1 pseudogene is annotated in these 336 nt (G+C 73.5%); it reads right to left on the bottom strand.

The features are described from left to right. A pseudogene (locus UK12_RS42290) lies at positions 1–336 on the bottom strand (hypothetical protein); the annotation flags it as partial.

The following is a 336-nucleotide window of genomic DNA, read 5'->3' as shown; positions in this document are numbered from 1 at the left end:
GCGTAGTAGCTGACCGATCCGAAGTCGCCGATGACCGCGTCAGCGGCTATCAGGGCCTGGCGCCAGCCTTCCAGCGGGTCGATGAGCGCGAGCCCCCCCCGCCGGCCCGGCTCCAGCCACAGCCGGACCTGTCCCGGGCCGTGGCCGGTCCACAGGCTCGGGTGGAGCACCCCGGCGACCCGGTACTCGTCGGCGGGGAGCTCGGAGGTCAGCCGGGGCCGCAGGAGCGGGAGGTCGTCATCGGGGCCGGCCTGGCCGAAGAGCGCGGTCGGATTCCAGGAGGAGTTCCGGCGAACGAATCGCTGCCCGGGACGGACCCACAGAGCCCGGCGGTAA

Source organism: Saccharothrix sp. ST-888 (assembly GCF_000955975.1).
Classification (GTDB): domain Bacteria; phylum Actinomycetota; class Actinomycetes; order Streptomycetales; family Streptomycetaceae; genus Kitasatospora.
This window is presented reverse-complemented; position numbering and strand designations above follow the sequence as displayed.